Source organism: Citrobacter amalonaticus Y19 (genome assembly GCF_000981805.1).
Taxonomy (GTDB): domain Bacteria; phylum Pseudomonadota; class Gammaproteobacteria; order Enterobacterales; family Enterobacteriaceae; genus Citrobacter_A; species Citrobacter_A amalonaticus_C.
In genome coordinates this window covers 4502522-4523402 of the sequence record NZ_CP011132.1, presented here as the reverse complement: position 1 = coordinate 4523402, position 20881 = coordinate 4502522, and the positions used below count along the sequence as shown (strand labels likewise).

Sequence of the window (20881 nt, the reverse complement as noted above, 5' to 3'; positions counted from 1 at the left end):
TTTATCACATCAGCCGCGTTGGCTGCTCTCGTAAACTCAGTCACATACCTTTGTATGCTCCTTCCTTTACTTCGCTTGCCGCCTTGCTGCTGTGCAAACTATTGCGCACTTGCGTCTGAATCTAAGCTGAAAATATTCTCTCAAATCCGCCAAAACAGCTTCGGCGTTGTAAGGTTAAGCCTCACGGTTCATTAGTACCGGTTAGCTCAACGCATCGCTGCGCTTACACACCCGGCCTATCAACGTCGTCGTCTTCAACGTTCCTTCAGGACCCTTAAAGGGTCAGGGAGAACTCATCTCGGGGCAAGTTTCGTGCTTAGATGCTTTCAGCACTTATCTTTTCCGCATTTAGCTACCGGGCAGTGCCATTGGCATGACAACCCGAACACCAGTGATGCGTCCACTCCGGTCCTCTCGTACTAGGAGCAGCCCCCCTCAATTCTCCAGCGCCCACGGCAGATAGGGACCGAACTGTCTCACGACGTTCTAAACCCAGCTCGCGTACCACTTTAAATGGCGAACAGCCATACCCTTGGGACCTACTTCAGCCCCAGGATGTGATGAGCCGACATCGAGGTGCCAAACACCGCCGTCGATATGAACTCTTGGGCGGTATCAGCCTGTTATCCCCGGAGTACCTTTTATCCGTTGAGCGATGGCCCTTCCATTCAGAACCACCGGATCACTAAGACCTGCTTTCGCACCTGCTCGCGCCGTCACGCTCGCAGTCAAGCTAGCTTATGCCTTTGCACTAACCTCCTGATGTCCGACCAGGATTAGCTAACCTTCGTGCTCCTCCGTTACTCTTTAGGAGGAGACCGCCCCAGTCAAACTACCCACCAGACACTGTCCGCAACCCGGATTACGGGCCCACGTTAGAACACCAGCCATTAAAGGGTGGTATTTCAAGGTTGGCTCCATGCAGACTGGCGTCCACACTTCAAAGCCTCCCACCTATCCTACACATCAAGGACCAGTGTTCAGTGTCAAGCTATAGTAAAGGTTCACGGGGTCTTTCCGTCTTGCCGCGGGTACACTGCATCTTCACAGCGAGTTCAATTTCACTGAGTCTCGGGTGGAGACAGCCTGGCCATCATTACGCCATTCGTGCAGGTCGGAACTTACCCGACAAGGAATTTCGCTACCTTAGGACCGTTATAGTTACGGCCGCCGTTTACCGGGGCTTCGATCAAGAGCTTCTCCCTAAGGATAACCCCATCAATTAACCTTCCGGCACCGGGCAGGCGTCACACCGTATACGTCCACTTTCGTGTTTGCACAGTGCTGTGTTTTTAATAAACAGTTGCAGCCAGCTGGTATCTTCGACTGATTTCAGCTCCACGAGCAAGTCGCTTCACCTACCATCAGCGTGCCTTCTCCCGAAGTTACGGCACCATTTTGCCTAGTTCCTTCACCCGAGTTCTCTCAAGCGCCTTGGTATTCTCTACCTGACCACCTGTGTCGGTTTGGGGTACGATTTGATGTTACCTGATGCTTAGAGGCTTTTCCTGGAAGCAGGGCATTTGTTACTTCAGCACCGTAGTGCCTCGTCATCACGCCTCAGTGTTAAAGTGAACCGGATTTACCTGGAACACACACCTACACGCTTAAACCGGGACAACCGTCGCCCGGCCAACATAGCCTTCTCCGTCCCCCCTTCGCAGTAACACCAAGTACAGGAATATTAACCTGTTTCCCATCGACTACGCCTTTCGGCCTCGCCTTAGGGGTCGACTCACCCTGCCCCGATTAACGTTGGACAGGAACCCTTGGTCTTCCGGCGAGCGGGCTTTTCACCCGCTTTATCGTTACTTATGTCAGCATTCGCACTTCTGATACCTCCAGCATGCCTCACAGCACACCTTCGCAGGCTTACAGAACGCTCCCCTACCCAACAACACATAGTGTCGCTGCCGCAGCTTCGGTGCATGGTTTAGCCCCGTTACATCTTCCGCGCAGGCCGACTCGACCAGTGAGCTATTACGCTTTCTTTAAATGATGGCTGCTTCTAAGCCAACATCCTGGCTGTCTGAGCCTTCCCACATCGTTTCCCACTTAACCATGACTTTGGGACCTTAGCTGGCGGTCTGGGTTGTTTCCCTCTTCACGACGGACGTTAGCACCCGCCGTGTGTCTCCCGTGATAACATTCTTCGGTATTCGCAGTTTGCATCGGGTTGGTAAGTCGGGATGACCCCCTAGCCGAAACAGTGCTCTACCCCCGAAGATGAGTTCACGAGGCGCTACCTAAATAGCTTTCGGGGAGAACCAGCTATCTCCCGGTTTGATTGGCCTTTCACCCCCAGCCACAAGTCATCCGCTAATTTTTCAACATTAGTCGGTTCGGTCCTCCAGTTAGTGTTACCCAACCTTCAACCTGCCCATGGCTAGATCACCGGGTTTCGGGTCTATACCCTGCAACTTAACGCCCAGTTAAGACTCGGTTTCCCTTCGGCTCCCCTATTCGGTTAACCTTGCTACAGAATATAAGTCGCTGACCCATTATACAAAAGGTACGCAGTCACCCCATAAAAGAGGCTCCCACTGCTTGTACGTACACGGTTTCAGGTTCTTTTTCACTCCCCTCGCCGGGTTCTTTTCGCCTTTCCCTCACGGTACTGGTTCACTATCGGTCAGTCAGGAGTATTTAGCCTTGGAGGATGGTCCCCCCATATTCAGACAGGATACCACGTGTCCCGCCCTACTCATCGAGCTCACAACACATGCACTTTTGTGTACGGGGCTGTCACCCTGTATCGCCGGCCTTTCCAGACCGTTCCACTAACACACATGCTGATTCAGGCTCTGGGCTGCTCCCCGTTCGCTCGCCGCTACTGGGGGAATCTCGGTTGATTTCTTTTCCTCGGGGTACTTAGATGTTTCAGTTCCCCCGGTTCGCCTCGTTAAGCTATGTATTCACTTAACGATAGTGCAACGAATTGCACTGGGTTTCCCCATTCGGACATCGCCGGCTATAACGGTTCATATCACCTTACCGACGCTTTTCGCAGATTAGCACGTCCTTCATCGCCTCTGACTGCCAGGGCATCCACCGTGTACGCTTAGTCGCTTAACCTCACAACCCGAAGATGTTTCGTAAAACACCGTCAGTGTTGCGAAAATTTGAGAGACTCGAACACACATTGACTGTGTGTCGTTTCAATTTTCAGCTTGATCCAGATTTTTAAAGAGCAAAACTTCGCAGTGCACCTTTTCAGGTACACTCTGAAGTTTTCTTGATTACGTTCTACAGTATGGTGGAGCTATGCGGGATCGAACCGCAGACCTCCTGCGTGCAAAGCAGGCGCTCTCCCAGCTGAGCTATAGCCCCATACAGTGTAGTCAGAACCTCTGTACCGATAATTTTTCCTGAGACAAGGCGTGGAATGGCGAAGCATACTAAAGTATGCGAGTCGTTTCACAACGCAGTATTCAGGGAAAATCTGGTAGGCCTGAGTGGACTTGAACCACCGACCTCACCCTTATCAGGGGTGCGCTCTAACCACCTGAGCTACAAGCCTGTAGAGGTTTTACTGCTCGTTTTTCATCAGACAATCTGTGTGGACACTGCAAAGGAAAGGTTCTTTCAGGTAAGGAGGTGATCCAACCGCAGGTTCCCCTACGGTTACCTTGTTACGACTTCACCCCAGTCATGAATCACAAAGTGGTAAGCGCCCTCCCGAAGGTTAAGCTACCTACTTCTTTTGCAACCCACTCCCATGGTGTGACGGGCGGTGTGTACAAGGCCCGGGAACGTATTCACCGTGGCATTCTGATCCACGATTACTAGCGATTCCGACTTCATGGAGTCGAGTTGCAGACTCCAATCCGGACTACGACATACTTTATGAGGTCCGCTTACTCTCGCGAGGTCGCTTCTCTTTGTATATGCCATTGTAGCACGTGTGTAGCCCTGGTCGTAAGGGCCATGATGACTTGACGTCATCCCCACCTTCCTCCAGTTTATCACTGGCAGTCTCCTTTGAGTTCCCGGCCGGACCGCTGGCAACAAAGGATAAGGGTTGCGCTCGTTGCGGGACTTAACCCAACATTTCACAACACGAGCTGACGACAGCCATGCAGCACCTGTCTCACAGTTCCCGAAGGCACCAAGGCATCTCTGCCAAGTTCTGTGGATGTCAAGACCAGGTAAGGTTCTTCGCGTTGCATCGAATTAAACCACATGCTCCACCGCTTGTGCGGGCCCCCGTCAATTCATTTGAGTTTTAACCTTGCGGCCGTACTCCCCAGGCGGTCTATTTAACGCGTTAGCTCCGGAAGCCACTCCTCAAGGGAACAACCTCCAAATAGACATCGTTTACGGCGTGGACTACCAGGGTATCTAATCCTGTTTGCTCCCCACGCTTTCGCACCTGAGCGTCAGTCTTCGTCCAGGGGGCCGCCTTCGCCACCGGTATTCCTCCAGATCTCTACGCATTTCACCGCTACACCTGGAATTCTACCCCCCTCTACGAGACTCAAGCCTGCCAGTTTCGAATGCAGTTCCCAGGTTGAGCCCGGGGATTTCACATCCGACTTGACAGACCGCCTGCGTGCGCTTTACGCCCAGTAATTCCGATTAACGCTTGCACCCTCCGTATTACCGCGGCTGCTGGCACGGAGTTAGCCGGTGCTTCTTCTGCGGGTAACGTCAATGGATGCGGTTATTAACCACATCCCCTTCCTCCCCGCTGAAAGTACTTTACAACCCGAAGGCCTTCTTCATACACGCGGCATGGCTGCATCAGGCTTGCGCCCATTGTGCAATATTCCCCACTGCTGCCTCCCGTAGGAGTCTGGACCGTGTCTCAGTTCCAGTGTGGCTGGTCATCCTCTCAGACCAGCTAGGGATCGTCGCCTTGGTGAGCCGTTACCTCACCAACTAGCTAATCCCATCTGGGCACATCCGATGGCAAGAGGCCCGAAGGTCCCCCTCTTTGGTCTTGCGACGTTATGCGGTATTAGCTACCGTTTCCAGTAGTTATCCCCCTCCATCGGGCAGTTTCCCAGACATTACTCACCCGTCCGCCACTCGTCAGCGAAGCAGCAAGCTGCTTCCTGTTACCGTTCGACTTGCATGTGTTAGGCCTGCCGCCAGCGTTCAATCTGAGCCATGATCAAACTCTTCAATTTAAGTTTGATGCTCAAAGAATTAAACTTCGTAATGAATTACGTGTTCACTCTTGAGACTTGGTATTCATTTTTCGTCCGAGGACGTTAAGAATCCATGTCACTTTGAGTGCCCACACAGATTGTCTGATAAATTGTTAAAGAGCAGTGCCGCTTCGCTTTTTCTCAGCGGCGCGGGGTGTGCATAATACGCTTTCCCGCTTCAGAGTCAAGCATTTATTTTTGCTTTTCTCTGTCAGAATTTCCGGAGAAACCCTGCTGACCCGGCGGCTTGCGTGCCGTTGTTCCGTGTCAGTGGAGGCGCATTATAGGGAGTAATTTCGGGCTGACAAGGGGAAATTTAAAATAATCTTCCGAGTGCGCATTTTTTATTCTTTACGTTTATTTAACCAACGAATCGGGGGTTAACTGAGCAATTTCTCGGGCAAAGCTCGCGACCTGCGCCCAGTCGGTATAGATAACTTCTTTACGCGTATCCGTCTCGCCGCCCGACATTTTCATAATGAGTTGAATCATCATGCGGTCATACCAGCGATAGCGCGGATAGAGTAGCGCCCCGGCGATAACCGCAGAACGGTCTGGCCGCCACTGCGAGTTCATTAAAAACTTACGCGCGTAGCTGTTGGTTTGCGGCGTCCGCTTTTCCGGTTTCCGCGCCACCAGGTTGACGGAGTAAAACGCGCTGGGCATGCGATTCAGTCGTGTTGCATGTTTCTTCACAAACGCGAGGAAGGCAGAATGATAGTGCCCATAACGAATAGATGCGCCAATGACCACTCGATCATAGCGTTCCCAGTCAGGTTCATCGGTACGATGCAGATTGACCACATCCGTGCTGATGCCAAGTTCTTTGAGTTCTGACGCCAGATACGCGGCGATTTCCTGGGTTTGCCCATCACGGGATGAGAAAAGAATCAATGTTTTCACGTGTTACTCCATTATTCACGCCAGAAGGTCGGGGTAAAAAGTACCAGCAAAGTGAAGACTTCCAGACGACCGAACAGCATGTTGGCAATCAGGATCCATTTCGCCACCGGATTCATACTGGCAAAGTTGTCCGCCACGACGCCCAGCCCAGGCCCAAGGTTGTTCAGCGTTGCCACCACGGAAGCAAAGGCGGAGAAATCGTCCACACCGGTCGCGATAATCGCCAACATACTGATAATGAAGACCAGCGCATACGCCGAGAAAAATCCCCAGACCGCTTCCAGAATACGTTCCGGCAGCGCGCGATTCCCCAGCTTGATGCTATAGACCGCATTGGGATGCACCAGACGCTTCAGCTCGCGGTTCCCCTGTTTGAACAACAAGAGGATACGGATAACCTTCAGTCCCCCGCCCGTTGATCCCGCACAGCCACCGATAAACGCGGAGCATAACAGCAGTACCGGCAGGAAAAGCGGCCAGCGCGCAATACTGTCGGTCGTAAATCCGGCCGTGGTCGCCATCGACACCACCTGGAAAAAGGCCTGGTTGAGCGTAGTCAGCGCGGAGCTATAGATGTTATGGAACCAGAGCACTAATGTGCAGATGACCACCAGCGTCAGTTGGACGCCGATGAACATGCGAAATTCGGGGTCACGCCAGTAAACTTTCAGGCTGCGGCCACTCAGTAATGAGAAGTGCAGACCGTAGTTACAACCGGAGATTAATAAGAAGATAGCAATAATGGTGTTAATCGTTGGGCTGTCGAAATAGCCCACGCTGGCATCATGGGTGGAAAACCCGCCGATCGCGATTGTGGCAAAACTGTGTCCGATGGCGTCAAACGCCGGCATGCCGGCAAACCATAGCGCCAGTGCGCAGGCCACCGTCAGCAGGACGTAGATCAGCCACAGCGTTTTTGCCGTCTCGGCAATACGCGGGCGCATCTTGTTATCTTTCAGCGGTCCGGGCATTTCCGCACGATAGAGCTGCATCCCACCGACACCGAGTATTGGCAGAATCGCGACGGCCAGCACAATGATCCCCATCCCGCCAAACCATTGCAGCATCTGGCGATAAAAGAGGATCGCATGCGGTAGCGAATCCAGCCCCACCAGCGTAGTGGCGCCGGTCGTGGTCAGTCCGGAGAATGATTCGAAGAACGCATCGGTAATTGTAAGGTTCGGGCTTTCAGAAAAGATAAAGGGCAACGCACCCACGCTGCCCAGCACAGTCCAGAACAGCACGACGATCAAAAACCCTTCGCGGGATTTCAGTTCGCCTTTCTCACGACGGTTCGGCCACCACAGCATGGAGCCAATCACCAGCGCGGCAAAAAAGGTTTGCGTAAATGCGCGTCCCGCCCCATCACGATAGATAAGCGCTACCAGCCCCGGGAGGATCATCGTGCCCGAAAATAAGATGACCAGCAGTCCTACGATTCGGGTAATGGCGCGAAAATGCATCTCTGCCGCTTCCTTAGTTCTTCAAAATGAGGTGGGGATTATTCTTCAATCGCTAACAATTGCAATGAACCACGACTAAAATCCGCCAGCTTTGCTGAAAATTCATCCACTTTCGCATAAGGAAGCGCCACCCGTAGCCGAATGAATGCCTGGTAATCACTGGCGACGATTTTGCCGTCATGTTGGCCCAGAAGTGCTTCAACGCCAGCCAGCTGCGCGTACTCACACTGCAAAGTATATTCGGTTAATGGCGTCTTGCGCTGCGTCGTCAACTGACGCAATGCCTGGTTTACGCCACCGCCGTAGGCTTTAACCAGTCCGCCAGTGCCGAGCAAGACTCCGCCGTAGTAGCGCACCACAACGGCGGTGATTTCCCCAACGCCGCTGCCCATCAACTGCGCGAGCATCGGCTTACCTGCCGTTCCCGCCGGTTCACCGTCATCGGAAAAGCCCAGTTGTTGTGAGTCATCCGGCGCACCCGCCACCCACGCCACGCAATGGTGACGGGCGCCAGGGTGCTCCGCTCTTACTGACTCCACAAACGCTTTTGCCGCCTCTACGCCATCGGTATGCGCCAGCAGCGTAATGAAGCGGCTTTTTTTGATCTCTTCAACAACGGTGACCGGCGCCGCAGGAATTAACCAACTGTCCATTACGCCAGTTTCAGATCCCGCGTCATGTTCTCAACGTTGTTTTCGTGGATCACCACGTTGTCTTCAATACGAATACCGCCAAACGGTTTCAGCGCTTCAATTTTCTGCCAGTTGAAGTGTTTGCTGAACTGCCCTTCACGCCACGGCGCGAGCAGCGATTCGATGAAGTAAAAGCCCGGTTCAATGGTCAGCACCATACCTGGCTGGAGCACACGGGTGCAGCGCAGATACGGATATTTAGACGGCGCGGCGAGATGCGTACCGGAGTCATCCTGCATAAAGCCCGCAACATCATGCACCTGCAAACCCAGCGGATGGCCGATACCGTGCGGCATAAACGGTCCGGTGAGATCATTTTCGACCATCGCTTCTTCACTCAGGCCGGTGACGATTTGGTGTTTACGCAGCAGTTTCGCAATACGCTGATGGAACTGAACGTGATAATCCACATAGCTGACGCCCGCTTTCATGGTGGCAATCAGCGCCAGCTGTTCGTCATTCACATCTTTCACTAACTGCGCATACTCATTGTCGCTTTTTGCCGACCAGGTACGGGTCAGATCTGCGGCATAACCGTTGTACTCTGCGCCGGCATCCAGCAGGAAGCTGCGGATTTCAGACGGCGCCTGATGATCCAGCTTCGTGTAATGCAGAACCGACGCATGCTCATTCAGCGCCACGATATTGCTGTACGGCACATCGGTGTCGCGATGACCGGTCGCGGTCAGATAAGCCAGGTTGATGTCGAACTCACTCATCCCCGAACGGAAGGCTTCTTCCGCCGCACGGTGACCATTCACTGCCATTTTCTGCGCTTCACGCATGCAGGCCAGTTCGTAATCCGTTTTGTAGGCGCGGTAATAATGCAGATAGTCGATCACCCCTTTCGGGTTGATGTTGTTGGCCGCAATATCCAGCTGTAGCGCACGCTCCGGAACCGGGCCGATATAACCAATATTGCCGCGCGCGGCAGGCAGTTGACTGCCAATGCCATCCGCTTTCGGCAGGGCAATCACCTCAACGTCTTCCGTCCAGAAGGAAGTCGGCAGCGGCTCAACGTTGTGCCAGTAGTCGACCGGCAGATAGAACCACAGTTTGGGCTTGTTCACCCCATCAACCAACAACCAGCAATTCGGCACCTGAGTCACCGGTACCCAGGCTTTAAACTGTGGATTGACCTTAAACGGGTAAGGATGATCGTCGAGGAAAACATTAAACAGCTCGCCGGAGTGAATAAGTAGCGCATCAAGCTTAAAGCGTTCCAGCGCATCACGCGTCCGTTCTTGTAAGGTAACGATATGATTTTTATAGAGTGCGGCCAGTGATTCCATTTTCTATCCTTCTGTTTTTTCGACCTCAAGTCTCCGCATCTTAGCACATCGATTCAAGAGAGCGTGATTTCTGCCAGGTGTGATCGGATCGGCATTTCTTTAATCAGTCATTTGCATTTTATTAACATAAAATACACACTTCGCTTCATCTGGTATGACCAGATCACCTTGCGGATTCAGGAGACTGACATGCTTTACAAAGGCGACAACCTGTACCTCGACTGGCTGGAAGATGGCATCGCCGAACTGGTGTTCGATGCCCCAGGCTCAGTGAACAAACTCGACACGGCAACCGTCGCCAGCCTCGGCCAGGCGCTGGACGTACTGGAAAAACAAACAGATTTAAAAGGGCTGCTGCTGCGTTCGAACAAAGCGGCCTTTATCGTCGGTGCGGATATCACCGAATTCCTGTCGCTGTTTCTCGTTCCCGAAGAACAGCTCAGCCAGTGGTTGCATTTCGCCAACAGCGTCTTTAACCGTCTGGAAGATCTGCCGGTCCCGACCCTTTCTGCTGTTAACGGCTATGCGCTGGGCGGCGGTTGCGAATGCGTACTGGCGACCGATTATCGTCTGGCGACGCCGGATCTGCGTATCGGTCTGCCTGAAACAAAGCTGGGCATCATGCCAGGCTTTGGCGGCTCCGTACGTATGCCGCGCATGCTAGGCGCGGACAGCGCGCTGGAAATCATTGCAGCCGGTAAAGACGTTGGGGCCGAACAGGCGCTGAAAATCGGCCTGGTCGATGGCGTTGTGAAAGCAGAAAAGCTGATTGAGGGCGCAACAGCGGTATTACGTCAGGCCATCAACGGCGATCTGGACTGGAAAGCGAAGCGTCAACCGAAGCTGGAACCGCTGAAGCTCAGCAAGATTGAAGCCACCATGAGCTTTACTATTGCTAAAGGCATGGTCGCGCAAACGGCAGGCAAACACTACCCGGCTCCGATGACCGCAGTGAAAACCATCGAGGCCGCCGCGCGCTTTGGTCGTGAAGAAGCGCTGAATCTGGAAAACAAAAGTTTTGTCCCGCTGGCGCACACCAATGAAGCCCGCGCGCTGGTCGGTATTTTCCTTAACGATCAGTATGTGAAAGGCAAAGCGAAGACGCTGACCAAAAACGTTGAGACGCCAAAGCAGGCTGCTGTGCTGGGCGCGGGCATTATGGGCGGCGGCATCGCGTATCAGTCGGCATGGAAAGGCGTGCCGGTTGTCATGAAAGATATCAACGACAAATCCCTGACCCTCGGGATGACCGAAGCCGCGAAGCTGCTGAACAAACAGCTTGAGCGGGGCAAAATTGACGGTCTGAAGATGGCAGGCGTGATTTCGACCATTCATCCTACGCTGGACTACGCCGGTTTTGAGCGTGTCGACGTCGTCGTCGAAGCGGTGGTTGAAAATCCAAAAGTGAAAAAAGCCGTGCTGGCGGAAACCGAAGATAAAGTTCGCCCGGACACCGTGCTGGCATCGAATACCTCCACCATTCCCATCAGCGAACTGGCAAGCGTCCTGAAGCGTCCGGAAAATTTCTGCGGGATGCACTTCTTTAATCCGGTTCACCGGATGCCGCTGGTTGAGATCATTCGTGGCGAGAAAAGCTCCGATGAAACCATCGCGAAAGTGGTCGCCTGGGCCAGCAAAATGGGCAAAACGCCGATCGTGGTCAACGACTGCCCAGGCTTCTTTGTTAACCGTGTGCTGTTCCCTTACTTCGCTGGATTCAGTCAGTTATTGCGCGACGGTGCGGACTTCCGCAAAGTCGACAAGGTGATGGAAAAGCAGTTCGGCTGGCCGATGGGCCCGGCCTACCTGCTTGATGTCGTGGGCATTGATACTGCGCATCACGCGCAGGCCGTGATGTCCGCAGGCTTCCCGCAGCGAATGCAAAAAGATTATCGCGACGCGATTGATGCGCTGTTTGACGCCAGTCGTTTTGGTCAGAAGAACGGGCTGGGTTTCTGGCGCTATAAAGAAGACAGCAAAGGTAAGCCGAAAAAAGAAGAGGATGCCACCGTTGACGGCCTGCTGGCTGACGTCAGTAAAGCGAAGCGGGATTTCAGCGACGAAGAGATTATCGCCCGCATGATGATCCCAATGGTCAACGAAGTGGTGCGCTGTCTCGAAGAAGGCATTATCGCCAGCCCGGCAGAGGCCGATATGGCGCTGGTTTATGGTCTGGGTTTCCCTCCGTTCCACGGCGGCGCATTCCGCTGGCTGGATACGATCGGCAGCGCGAAATATCTCGATATGGCGCAACAGTATCAGCACCTCGGTCCGTTATACGACGTTCCGGAAGGTCTGCGTAATAAAGCGCGTCATAACGAACCGTATTATCCCCCGGTTGAGCCTGCCCGTCCGGTTGGCGACCTGAAAACGGCTTAAGGAGTCACAATGGAACAGGTTGTAATTGTTGATGCGATCCGTACCCCGATGGGCCGTTCGAAAGGGGGCGCATTTCGCAATGTGCGCGCGGAAGATCTCTCCGCGCATTTAATGCGTAGCCTGCTGGCGCGAAATCCAGCGCTGGAAGCGGCAGCGCTTGACGATATCTACTGGGGCTGCGTGCAGCAGACGCTGGAGCAGGGCTTTAACATCGCTCGTAACGCGGCGCTGCTGGCGGAAGTTCCGCATTCCGTTCCGGCGGTGACAGTCAACCGACTGTGCGGTTCCTCCATGCAGGCATTGCATGACGCGGCGCGAATGATCATGACCGGCGATGCGCAGGCCTGTCTGGTGGGTGGCGTGGAGCATATGGGTCATGTGCCGATGAGCCACGGTGTTGATTTCCATCCGGGTCTGAGCCGCAACGTCGCCAAAGCGGCGGGCATGATGGGGCTGACCGCAGAGATGCTCTCCCGCCTGCACGGCATCAGCCGTGAAATGCAGGATGCCTTTGCCGCACGTTCACACGCCCGCGCCTGGGCCGCAACGCAGTCCGGCGCGTTTAACAATGAACTCATCCCGACTGGCGGTCATGACGCCGATGGCGTGCTGAAGCAGTTTAACTACGACGAAGTGATCCGTCCGGAAACCACGGTTGAAACGCTGTCTACCTTGCGTCCGGCGTTTGACCCGGTCAGCGGCACGGTCACCGCAGGGACCTCTTCCGCACTCTCCGATGGCGCAGCCGCCATGCTGGTGATGAGCGAAAGTCGTGCGCGTGAGCTGGGTCTGAAACCACGCGCCCGCGTGCGCTCAATGGCCGTGGTGGGTTGTGACCCTTCCATCATGGGATACGGCCCGGTTCCGGCATCAAAACTGGCGTTGAAAAAAGCGGGACTTTCCGTCAGCGATATCGGTTTGTTTGAGATGAACGAAGCGTTTGCTGCGCAGATCCTGCCGTGCATTAAAGATCTGGGTTTGATGGAACAGATCGACGAGAAGATCAACCTTAACGGCGGCGCGATCGCGCTCGGTCACCCGCTGGGTTGCTCTGGTGCGCGTATCAGCACCACGCTGCTGAACCTGATGGAACGCAAGGACGTCCAGTTCGGGCTGGCGACGATGTGTATTGGGTTGGGTCAGGGGATCGCGACGGTGTTTGAGCGGGTTTAAGTTCATGTAGGCCGGATAAGACGCGCCAGCGTCGCCATCCGGCATGTTTGCCGGGGGCGCTTCGCTTGCCCGGCCTACAACAGTGTTATCTCAAAGCCATTGGTGACAATGGCGAAGAGAGAGTTTAGTTGCCGTTCTTCCCGCCTGTCAGGGGCGGGTTTTTTCTTCTGCGGTTCTCTTCTTAGATAAAGGCAAACGCATCGCCAAACAGGCGGTCTTCCCGCGCGCCGCGCTCATTACAAAACAGGTCACGCGCGATTTTCGCCATCTCAAAGCGACCAGCGATGTAGATGTCATGCTCAGCCAGCGTTCCGTGATCCTGCATCACCGCTGTTAAAACTGTCCCTGTACGCCCACGCCAGCTGGCTTCAGGCTGTTCCACCACCGCTTCAACGCGCAGGTTAGGATGGTTGACAGAGAGCGCTTCAAGTTCAGAGAGATCGTAGAGGTGCTTCTCTTCGCGACCCCCCCAGTAAATCGTGACCTCACGATTGGGATTATGCGCCAGCGCCGTCAGCAGAATGGAACGGGCGTAGGAAAAACCCGTACCACCGGCAATCAGGATCAGCGGACGCTCTTCATCGTCACGCAGCCATGCGTCGCCGTGCGGAATATCTATCGTTATCTCATGGTCTTTCAGGATGCGATCCATCACCGCTTTGGCATAGAGATTAATTTCTGACGCGCCAATGTGGAGCTCAATAAAACCCTGATCATCCGGCGTAGAAGCCATCGAGAACGGGCGCTTATCCCGCTCATCCATCACGACCATCAAATATTGACCAGCACGAAAAGAAAATGCCGCGTCGGGTACGATACGAACACGGTATACGGTATCAGTGATAGCTTCTACCGAGGTCACTTTACAGCTTAAGGTTGTCATGCGCTCCCTCTATGGGTCTGTAGGGCAAAACGAGCGCCTCAGGCGCCTTTACCGTCATTAAAGATGGCCAGTTCATCCCAAATCGCATCGATACGGGCGGTAACGTCAGGATCTTTTTTAATTGGACGTCCCCACTCACGTTGGGTTTCACCTGGCCATTTGTTCGTGGCATCCAGCCCCATTTTTGAACCCAGACCGGAAACCGGCGAGGCAAAATCCAGATAATCAATTGGCGTGTTTTCTACCAGTACCGTGTCCCTTGCCGGATCCATACGGGTGGTAATCGCCCAAATCACATCGTTCCAGTCGCGTGCGTTGACGTCATCATCACAAACGATAACAAATTTAGTGTACATAAACTGGCGTAAAAATGACCAAACGCCCATCATGACGCGTTTCGCATGACCCGCGTACTGTTTTTTGATCGTCACAACGGCCAGGCGATAAGAGCATCCTTCCGGTGGAAGATAAAAATCGACGATTTCCGGGAACTGTTTTTGCAGAATCGGCACAAACACTTCGTTTAGCGCGACGCCGAGCACGGCGGGTTCGTCCGGCGGACGACCGGTGTAGGTTGAATGGTAAATCGCGTCCTCACGCTGGGTAATATGCGTGACGGTAAAGACCGGGAAGCTATCCACTTCATTGTAATACCCCGTATGGTCGCCATACGGGCCTTCCGGCGCCATTTCACTCGGGTCGATATACCCTTCCAGCACAATCTCCGCACTGGCGGGCACTTCAAGATCGTTAGACAGGCATTTGACCACTTCGGTTTTTGTACCGCGCAGCAGACCGGCAAACGCGTACTCTGAGAGGGTATCCGGTACTGGCGTCACCGCACCAAGAATGGTGGCAGGGTCAGCACCCAGCGCAACGGAGACCGGGAAACGTTCACCCGGATGCGCCGCACACCATTCCTGATAATCAAGCGCGCCGCCGCGATGGGATAGCCAGCGCATGATCAGTTTATTTTTGCCAATCAACTGCTGGCGATAAATGCCCAGATTCTGCCGCTCTTTATGCGGGCCTCGCGTCACGGTCAGCCCCCAGGTGATGAGCGGCGCGGCGTCTTCTGGCCAGCAGGTCATGATGGGAATACGATTTAAGTCGACGTCATCGCCAGAGATGATTTTTTGCTGACACGGCGCGCCGCGCAGTCGCTTCGTCGGCATATTCAGCACCTGCTTGAACTGCGGCAGCTTATCAAACAGATCGCGAAAGCCTTTCGGCGGCTCCGGCTCTTTCAAAAATGCCAGTAATTTACCCACTTCCCGCAGCGAAGAGACATCATCCTGTCCCATGCCCATCGCGACACGCTTTGGCGTACCAAACAAGTTGCACAACACCGGCATCGAATAGCCTTTGGGGTTTTCAAACAGCAGTGCAGGACCACCGGCACGTAGCGTGCGGTCAGCAATTTCTGTGATTTCCAGGTGTGGATCCACTTCAAGCGTGATGCGTTTGAGTTCACCCTGTTGTTCAAGCAGCGTCAGGAAGTCGCGTAAATCGTGATATTTCATGGCGTCCATTGTGGCCTCTTCGTAAGCGCCTCATTATACGGCGTTCATCATTGTGATGCTGTATTTTTGTTAAATTAGCGTGAACTCTGGCAGCCCACCGGTTCCACCGGGATTATAATTAACTTCACACTTGGCTTTTGCTATGCTTGCGCCCCGGACAAGCGGATAAGAGTTATTATGCAATCCTGGTATTTACTGTACTGCAAGCGTGGGCAACTTCAGCGGGCCCAGGAACACCTCGAAAGACAGGCCGTGAGCTGCCTGACGCCGATGATCACCCTGGAAAAAATGGTGCGAGGGAAACGTACTGCAGTCAGCGAACCGCTATTCCCTAACTACCTGTTCGTGGAATTTGATCCAGAAGTGATTCATACCACGACGATCAATGCCACGCGCGGCGTCAGCCATTTTGTCCGCTTTGGCGCATCGCCCGCGATAGTCCCTTCCACAGTGATTCACCAGCTCTCCGTCTATAAACCGGAAGGGATTGTCGACCCTGAAACGCCTTACCCCGGCGACCACGTGGTTATCACGGAGGGAGCTTTTGAAGGCCTGCAGGCGATCTTCACTGAACCGGACGGCGAAGCGCGCTCCATGCTACTGCTCAACCTGTTGAATAAAGAGGTGAAGCAGAGCGTGAAAAATACCGGTTTCCGTAAGCTTTAACGACGACTCAGAACGTAATTCCAAACAGCTTCCTGACATTCGCATCCGTTGTGGCGGAAAGCCATTGCGGATCGTCTCCACGCCAGTGGGCGATACGCTCAAGAATATGTGGCAGATGTGCCGGTTCGTTACGCCGCGACGCGGGCTTCGGTGAGAGATCGCGCGGCAACAGATACGGCGCGTCGGTTTCGATCAGCAATTGTTCGGCCGGAATAAACGGTAGCAATTCGCGCAGCTCAAGCCCACGACGTTCATCACATACCCAGCCCGTAATTCCGATGTACATGCCCCTGTCGACACACGCCTGCATCTCCTCGCGCGTACCGGTAAAACAGTGCAGCACCGCGCCCGGGAGTTTATCCAGCCATGGTTCCAGCAGTGCCAGGAATCGCGCGTGCGCGTCACGACAATGCATAAAGACCGGCATCTGTAACTCAGCGGCAATACGCAACTGCGCGTCAAACGCCCGCTCTTGTTCCTGCGGGGTGGAAAAGTTGCGATTGAAATCGAGGCCACACTCGCCAATCGCCACGACCTCCGGCCTGTTCGCCAGCGCCACAATCGCTTCCTCTGTTGCAGGCTGCCACTGGCTGCTGTCATGCGGATGAACACCAGCCGTTGACCAACAGTGAGGATAGGTCTGCGCCAGCCGTTGCGCCTGCTGGCTTTCATGTAGATTGGTTCCGGTAAGAAGCAGGCCCTTCACGCCAGCAGCAGTCGCGCGTGCTACAACGTCATCACGGTCTTTCGAGAACTGCGAACTGGTTAAATTAACGCCGATGTCAAACATGCTTCGCTCCATATGACAACCGCCCTGACGGGCGGTTGAATTTACTCTTCTGTCTTCTCGGCTTTCTCAGCGTCGGTTTCTGATTCCGCCTCGTTATCTTCATCCCGCGTCTGTCGCTTGCCGACATAGAAACGTGAGAAGAAAACGCCGACCTCAAACAGGCAGTACATCGGAATCGCCAGTAACGTCTGCGAAAAAACATCCGGCGGCGTCAGCAACATCCCAACCACAAACGCACCAACCAGCACGTAAGGCCGTTTTTTACGCAAATCATCCGGTGTCGTCACCCCCATCCAGCAAAGCAGCACGATGGCAACAGGCACCTCAAACGAGACGCCGAATGCCATGAACAGCGCCATGACAAAGCTCAGATAGCTGGCAATATCCGTCGAGACCTGCACACCTTCCGGCGCGGTATTGGCAAGGAAGCCAAACGCCAGCGGGAACACGACAAAATAGGCAAACGCCATACCGATATAGAACAGTAACGAACTGGAGACTAGCAGCGGTACCACCATGCGGCGTTCATGCTTATACAGCGCTGGCGCGATAAACGCCCAGACCTGATAAAGGATCACCGGCGCTGACAGGATCAGCGACACCATGAAGGTCAATTTGATCGGGGTGAAAAACGGTGATGCGACATCCGTCGCGATCATGGTCGCACCCTGCGGCAACTGTTTGATGAGTGGCGAGGAAACCAGGTGATAGATGTCATTGGCAAAATAGACCAATGCCAGAAAGATCACGATAACCGCAATAATGCAGTTAAGCAGACGTTTACGCAGCTCAATCAGGTGCGTGATAAGCGGTTGAGTATCTTCTACAGCCATGTTTACGGTTTATCACTCGACGTAGGGGAGGAGCCAGCAACAGGGGCAGCGGATTTCGGTTCAGCGTCCTTCACGTTGACAATTGGGGGTGTCTCCCCGGCAATCTCAGGAGCCTGTTCCGGTGCACTGGCCTGGACTTCAGCAGTGGCGGGCGTGACGCCTTCATGCTGTTCTTCGCTCCCTTTCACCACCGGGTTATGGATGGTATGCGCTTCGTCGCTCGCTTTTTCGGGCTCGTTTGCGCTATAGGAACGCTTCATTGACTCTGCCGCCTGACGCAGCTCATCCATCGAAGCTTTCAGCTCGGGAGTCAGGTTTTCCAGGCTCGCTTTCTCAACCTTTTTCAGGCTGTCCTGAAACTCCTGAAGCTTAAGCTCCTGGGTCAGTTCATTCTGAACGGTTGTCGCAAGGGATCGCAATGCGCGTACCCAGCCAGCTATCGTTTTGACGGCTACCGGCAATCGCTGCGGCCCCAGAACAACGAGGCCGATAATAAACACCAGTAACAGTTCGCTAAAACCGATATCAAACACGAATTACACCTGCTCTTTATCGTGGCTTTTCGCGTCTTCTTTTTTCGCAGTTTCTTTATCAGCGTCTGCCGGTTTGTCAGTAATAGACTTCGCGGTAAAGTCAGCGTCCTGACTGGCTTTATCCTGTTTAGCCTCATCATCACTCATGGCTTTTTTGAAGCCTTTGATGGATGCGCCAAGATCGGAACCGATGGAGCCGAGCTTCTTGGTGCCAAACAACAGTACAACGATGACGGCAATGATCACCAACTGCCAAATACTGATACCACCCATACATGTTCCTCTGTGATAGATGATGAATTATTAAGGCCGTAGTATACGTTACCCGGCCTGCCTTGAGCGATGAAAAAATCAGCGAGTTTTGCGCCAGCCGACAATCCAGGCGACCAGACCGCCCGCCATTAACCAACCGGGCATATAGCCCCATTCAGGGCGATTAATCAGCAAGAATGTCCCACTTAGCAGTAACGTTGCGCCAATTCCCAATAAGTAACGGGATTGACCCTGACGCACATGATTCTCCTGAAGCTCGCGCGCAATCTTATCAACACTGTGCTGTAAATATTTGCCCTGGCGCAAACTGTCGTACACCAGTTCAGGCAGTTCTGGCATTTTTTCGACCCAGAACGGCGCTTTTTCCTTAAATGCCCTGACCAGCGCTGGAATACCGACCTGATCTTTGATCCATGACTCCAGAAAAGGCTTCGCCGTTTTCCAGAGATCCAACTGCGGATAGAGCTGGCGACCTACGCCCTCAACATACAGTAATGTCTTCTGCAACAATACCAGTTGCGGCTGCACTTCCATGTTAAATCGACGCGCTGTATTGAAAAGGTTTAACAAAACGTGACCAAACGAGATTTCTGCCAGCGGTTTCTCAAATATCGGCTCGCACACTGTACGAATCGCAAATTCAAACTCTTCAACGTTGGTGTCCGGTGGCACCCAGCCAGAATCGACGTGCAGTTCCGCAACCTTGCGGTAATCACGATTAAAAAACGCGATGAAGTTCTCCGCCAGGTAACGCTTATCTTCCTTGTTTAAGGAGCCGACAATGCCGCAATCAATGCCAATATATTTCGGGTTTTCCGGGTGTTCATAGCTGACAAAGATGTTACCGGGGTGCATATCCGCGTGGAAGAAACTGTCACGAAAGACCTGAGTGAAAAATACCTGTACGCCGCGCTCCGCCAGCAACTTCATGTTGGTGCCGTTTTTCTCCAGCGTCACCACATCGGAAACCGGGATGCCGTAAATGCGTTCCATCACCATCATATTCTCACTGCAGTAGTCAGAATAGACTTCCGGGATGTAGAGCATTGGGCTGTCTTCAAAGTTTCGCCGCAGTTGAATCGCGTTGGCCGATTCGCGCAGCAGATTCAGCTCATCAATCAGTGTCTTTTCATATTCCCGCACCACTTCCGTCGGGCGCAGACGGCGGCCATCCGGCAACAAGCGCGGCACCCAGCGAGCAAGACGATAGATTAGTCTCAGATCCGCTTTGATAACCGGCAGAATGTCCGGGCGGATGACTTTGATGACAACCTCTTTGCCGTTCGATTTCAGTTTCGCCGTGTGGACCTGGGCAACTGACGCCGACGCCAGCGGTTGAATATCAAATTCATCAAACCAGGCGTCAACAGGCAGTCCGCCCATGGCTTCTTCGATTTGCGCTTTCGCCAGCTTTCCATCGAAGGGAGCGACTTTGTCCTGTAACAACGCCAGCTGATCGGCAATATGCGGGGGAAAGAGATCGCGTCGGGTTGAGAGCATTTGGCCAAACTTGATCCACACCGGTCCTAACTCCTGCAGAGCCAGTCTCAGACGCTCTCCCAGTAGTTTTTCTTTATGCCGGTTTGGCATCCAGAACAGGCAATAACGCCATAACCGCAGCGGCAGCGTGATCCGCATTTTGGGGATGAGCTCATCAAGTCCGTAACTTAAGAAAGTGCGAATGATGAAATATAGGCGCCGTACTTCACCTGGCGTCATTTAGCCTCCAGTTTTTCCAGCCGCCGGGTCAGCGCATCGACAGCACGCTCCACGGCTGCCGTCTCTTCCGCAAACCAGGCAACCTCAAGCGGTCCGGGTGCCATTCGCCACTCTTCCGTAATGGCTTCAGCAACATAACGTTGCTGACGTTGGATCCCATGACGGAGAAATTTGGCTCCGCCACGCAGGACTTTGCTGATTCCTTCTGCTGCAATGTCGCCGGTATAAGGTGCCAATAGTTCAGCAGGATCGAATTCCGCCAGATCGGCAAGGGCAACGAAATTCTGTACAACCTGAATATCACCCTGCACTTCCAGTTCGCCGCTGCGAATCAACGCGGTCAGCTGCTGGCGGTCGCGTAATGTTGGTAATACGCTGGCATGGGTAATTACCGTGCAGTCGGCCTCGCCAGCCCACTCGCCCAGCACGTCAACCTGACGCTCGCTAAACAGCAGAATTAATGAAGTCGAAAAGCCTTTTAGCTCCACACGCAGCACTTTTCCCAGCAGACGCGCTCGCGCCGTTTTCAACGCCGACGAACGATACAGGAATGAATTAAGCAGACTTTCCATCCCTGCAGTCACTAAGGGTTTAAAAGGCATCCCC

At 53.7% G+C, this 20881-nt stretch carries 15 protein-coding genes, 2 tRNA genes and 2 rRNA genes; 3 read left to right on the top strand and 16 right to left on the bottom strand.

Annotation, left to right across the window (positions count from 1 at the left end):
* Nucleotides 1–170: 170 nt before the first annotated feature.
* The 8 genes from F384_RS20870 to pepQ all read right to left on the bottom strand — a co-directional run bounded on the left by F384_RS20870 (nucleotide 171) and on the right by pepQ (nucleotide 9503).
* Nucleotides 171–3075 (bottom strand): 23S ribosomal RNA (locus F384_RS20870).
* A 179-nt stretch (nucleotides 3076–3254) separates the two neighbouring features.
* Nucleotides 3255–3330: transfer RNA gene (locus tag F384_RS20865), tRNA-Ala, on the bottom strand.
* A 113-nt stretch (nucleotides 3331–3443) separates the two neighbouring features.
* Nucleotides 3444–3520: transfer RNA gene (locus F384_RS20860), tRNA-Ile, on the bottom strand.
* A gap of 70 nt (nucleotides 3521–3590) precedes the next feature.
* Nucleotides 3591–5132 (bottom strand): 16S ribosomal RNA (locus F384_RS20855).
* The 16S and 23S rRNA genes sit together here with 2 tRNA genes alongside, the layout of an rRNA operon.
* A gap of 378 nt (nucleotides 5133–5510) precedes the next feature.
* The gene (gene hemG, locus F384_RS20850; protein WP_046493069.1) at nucleotides 5511–6056 is read right to left on the bottom strand and encodes a menaquinone-dependent protoporphyrinogen IX dehydrogenase; all 546 of its coding nucleotides are present in this window, start codon (nucleotides 6054–6056) and stop codon (nucleotides 5511–5513) included.
* An 11-nt stretch (nucleotides 6057–6067) separates the two neighbouring features.
* On the bottom strand, nucleotides 6068–7519 hold the full coding sequence (gene trkH / locus F384_RS20845; protein WP_046493066.1) for a Trk system potassium transporter TrkH: 1452 nt from the start codon (nucleotides 7517–7519) through the stop codon (nucleotides 6068–6070).
* Between the two features lie 38 nt (nucleotides 7520–7557).
* A complete protein-coding gene (locus F384_RS20840) occupies nucleotides 7558–8172 on the bottom strand; it encodes an IMPACT family protein (RefSeq protein ID WP_046493064.1) in 615 nt (204 codons plus the stop codon).
* Nucleotides 8172–9503, bottom strand: coding sequence for a Xaa-Pro dipeptidase (gene pepQ / locus F384_RS20835; protein ID WP_046493062.1), 1332 nt, complete (start codon nucleotides 9501–9503; stop codon nucleotides 8172–8174). The genes F384_RS20840 and pepQ overlap by 1 nt, the downstream gene beginning before the upstream one ends.
* Nucleotides 9504–9692: 189 nt before the next feature.
* On the opposite strand from pepQ, the gene fadB reads away from it, so the two are divergent.
* Complete coding sequence (fadB, locus tag F384_RS20830) at nucleotides 9693–11882, top strand: fatty acid oxidation complex subunit alpha FadB (protein ID WP_046493061.1); 2190 nt, start codon at nucleotides 9693–9695, stop codon at nucleotides 11880–11882.
* Nucleotides 11883–11891: 9 nt separating this feature from the next.
* Nucleotides 11892–13055: an acetyl-CoA C-acyltransferase FadA gene (gene fadA / locus F384_RS20825; RefSeq protein ID WP_046493059.1), complete on the top strand. Its 1164-nt coding sequence runs from the start codon at nucleotides 11892–11894 to the stop codon at nucleotides 13053–13055.
* Between the two features lie 181 nt (nucleotides 13056–13236).
* Here fadA and fre read toward each other — a convergent pair whose 3' ends face one another.
* Together fre and ubiD are read right to left on the bottom strand one after the other, a co-directional pair.
* A complete protein-coding gene (gene fre / locus F384_RS20820) occupies nucleotides 13237–13938 on the bottom strand; it encodes an NAD(P)H-flavin reductase (protein WP_046493057.1) in 702 nt (233 codons plus the stop codon).
* A gap of 38 nt (nucleotides 13939–13976) precedes the next feature.
* The gene (gene ubiD, locus F384_RS20815; protein WP_046493055.1) at nucleotides 13977–15470 is read right to left on the bottom strand and encodes a 4-hydroxy-3-polyprenylbenzoate decarboxylase; all 1494 of its coding nucleotides are present in this window, start codon (nucleotides 15468–15470) and stop codon (nucleotides 13977–13979) included.
* A 168-nt stretch (nucleotides 15471–15638) separates the two neighbouring features.
* Between ubiD and rfaH the strand changes: the two genes are divergently transcribed.
* Nucleotides 15639–16127, top strand: a complete 489-nt coding sequence (gene rfaH / locus F384_RS20810) for a transcription/translation regulatory transformer protein RfaH (protein ID WP_046493052.1) — start codon at nucleotides 15639–15641, stop codon at nucleotides 16125–16127.
* Between the two features lie 7 nt (nucleotides 16128–16134).
* On the opposite strand, the gene tatD is transcribed toward rfaH, so the two are convergent.
* From tatD to ubiJ, 6 genes are all read right to left on the bottom strand, one after another.
* Entirely contained in the window at nucleotides 16135–16917 is a 783-nt protein-coding gene (gene tatD / locus F384_RS20805) for a 3'-5' ssDNA/RNA exonuclease TatD (protein WP_046493050.1), read from the bottom strand.
* A gap of 41 nt (nucleotides 16918–16958) precedes the next feature.
* Entirely contained in the window at nucleotides 16959–17750 is a 792-nt protein-coding gene (gene tatC, locus F384_RS20800; protein ID WP_046493048.1) for a Sec-independent protein translocase subunit TatC, read from the bottom strand.
* A 2-nt stretch (nucleotides 17751–17752) separates the two neighbouring features.
* A complete protein-coding gene (gene tatB / locus F384_RS20795; RefSeq protein WP_046493047.1) occupies nucleotides 17753–18283 on the bottom strand; it encodes a Sec-independent protein translocase protein TatB in 531 nt (176 codons plus the stop codon).
* Between the two features lie 3 nt (nucleotides 18284–18286).
* Nucleotides 18287–18556, bottom strand: a complete 270-nt coding sequence (gene tatA / locus F384_RS20790) for a Sec-independent protein translocase subunit TatA (protein ID WP_046493045.1) — start codon at nucleotides 18554–18556, stop codon at nucleotides 18287–18289.
* A 78-nt stretch (nucleotides 18557–18634) separates the two neighbouring features.
* Nucleotides 18635–20275 carry a ubiquinone biosynthesis regulatory protein kinase UbiB gene (gene ubiB / locus F384_RS20785; protein ID WP_046493041.1) on the bottom strand — a complete coding sequence of 547 codons (1641 nt, stop codon included), beginning with the start codon at nucleotides 20273–20275 and terminating at the stop codon, nucleotides 18635–18637.
* Nucleotides 20272–20877, bottom strand: a complete 606-nt coding sequence (ubiJ, locus tag F384_RS20780) for a ubiquinone biosynthesis protein UbiJ (RefSeq protein WP_046493038.1) — start codon at nucleotides 20875–20877, stop codon at nucleotides 20272–20274. The genes ubiB and ubiJ overlap by 4 nt, the downstream gene beginning before the upstream one ends.
* Between the last annotated feature and the right edge of the window lie 4 nt (nucleotides 20878–20881).